3 protein-coding genes are annotated in these 1,162 nt (G+C 49.0%); all 3 read left to right on the top strand.

Features of this window, described 5'->3' with window-relative positions; all coding sequences use genetic code 11:
* Nucleotides 1-58: 58 nt before the first annotated feature.
* Nucleotides 59-430 carry a 30S ribosomal protein S6e gene (locus ACP5KC_RS10685; protein WP_052884710.1) on the top strand — a complete coding sequence of 124 codons (372 nt, stop codon included), beginning with the start codon at nucleotides 59-61 and terminating at the stop codon, nucleotides 428-430.
* An 81-nt stretch (nucleotides 431-511) separates the two neighbouring features.
* Complete coding sequence (locus ACP5KC_RS10680) at nucleotides 512-838, top strand: translation initiation factor aIF-1A (protein WP_052884711.1); 327 nt, start codon at nucleotides 512-514, stop codon at nucleotides 836-838.
* 119 nt (nucleotides 839-957) lie between these two features.
* On the top strand, nucleotides 958-1,162 hold a 205-nt coding region (locus ACP5KC_RS10675), incomplete at its 3' end, for a hypothetical protein (RefSeq protein WP_428287588.1).

Here is a 1,162-nt window from a genome sequence, read left to right as displayed (position 1 = left end):
GCCGGCTCCCGCGAAAAATCTTTATATCATATAATGCTCACGTAGGTCTGAGTTCGATATGCCGGAGTTCAAGCTCGTAATCTCTGACCCCACAACGGGAAAAGCTGAACAGATTGAGCTCAAAGGAGATCAAGCTTCAAGACTAATAGGCTACAAGATCGGAGACATCATTGATGGAGGGCTTATAGGCAGGCCTGGAGTCAAGCTCCAAATACGCGGAGGATCCGGCAGGGCAGGCGAGCCCATGAGACCAGACATACCCGGAGCCAGGAAAGGATACTTCCTGTTATCCGGTCCTCCAGGCTATAAGCCTAAGGAGAAAGGGGAAAGAAGGCGCAGGTACGTTAGGGGGAACACGATCACAGACGACGTGGTTCAGATCAACCTTGTAATCATCGAGGGGAGCCAGGCAAGTGCCCAGCAATCCTAAAGCCAGTTCACTTTCACTTCTCCTCTCGGGGATTGCAGAAAAACCTAAACCTTTATAAGTTTATACGAGCTTCACCCACGTATGAGTAAAAATCCCAAAGAACCCGAAGAGACAGAAGAATCCGAAATACCCCTCCCCGATGGCCAGACAACCCTCCTATGCGTCATACAACAGCTCCTGGGCTTCGACAGAGCCAGAGTCTTCTGCAGCGACGGGAAAATCAGGCTTTGCAGGATCCCTGGAAAGCTCAAAAAGCGCATGTGGATGAAGGTGGGAGACCTCGTCCTAGTCGCTCCCTGGGACTTTCAGCCAGACAAGGGCGACATACTTTACAGATATACAGGGACCGAGATCCAAAGGCTTGAAAGAAAGGGGCTCTTAAAGGATCTTCACCAGCTTCTCGGCTAACCAAATGATAGTGTTTAAAGCCAACTCTGTATTGTCTTGATCTATATCTACATAGGCTCTTCCCCCTTAGAACAACACGTTTATATTCATCAGTTTTGTTATTTTTTGCGAAAATGCGATTGCCCTTAGGGCTGTTAATGTCCATAATTATAGCGATTCTCGCCGTTATGATTGCTGCAAAATTAGGTCCGCCTAATCCTCCCGCCCCTCAAGTAACTACCACGTCTCCACCCGTCACAGGACTCAGCGAGGACGAGAAGAAAGCTGCCCTTAGCGTGGTATTCCAGCACCCCCTCCTCGCCAAAATTTTAAGTGGTAGTAACT

The organism is Infirmifilum sp. (assembly GCF_049970975.1).
GTDB classification, from domain to species: Archaea; Thermoproteota; Thermoprotei; order Thermofilales; family Thermofilaceae; genus Thermofilum; species Thermofilum uzonense.
This window is presented reverse-complemented; position numbering and strand designations above follow the sequence as displayed.

Coding starts and splice junctions, on each gene's coding strand:
- ACP5KC_RS10685 (WP_052884710.1), top strand. CDS start 59: ATGCCGGAGTTCAAGCTCGTAATCTCTGACCCCACAACGGGAAAAGCT.
- ACP5KC_RS10680 (WP_052884711.1), top strand. CDS start 512: ATGAGTAAAAATCCCAAAGAACCCGAAGAGACAGAAGAATCCGAAATA.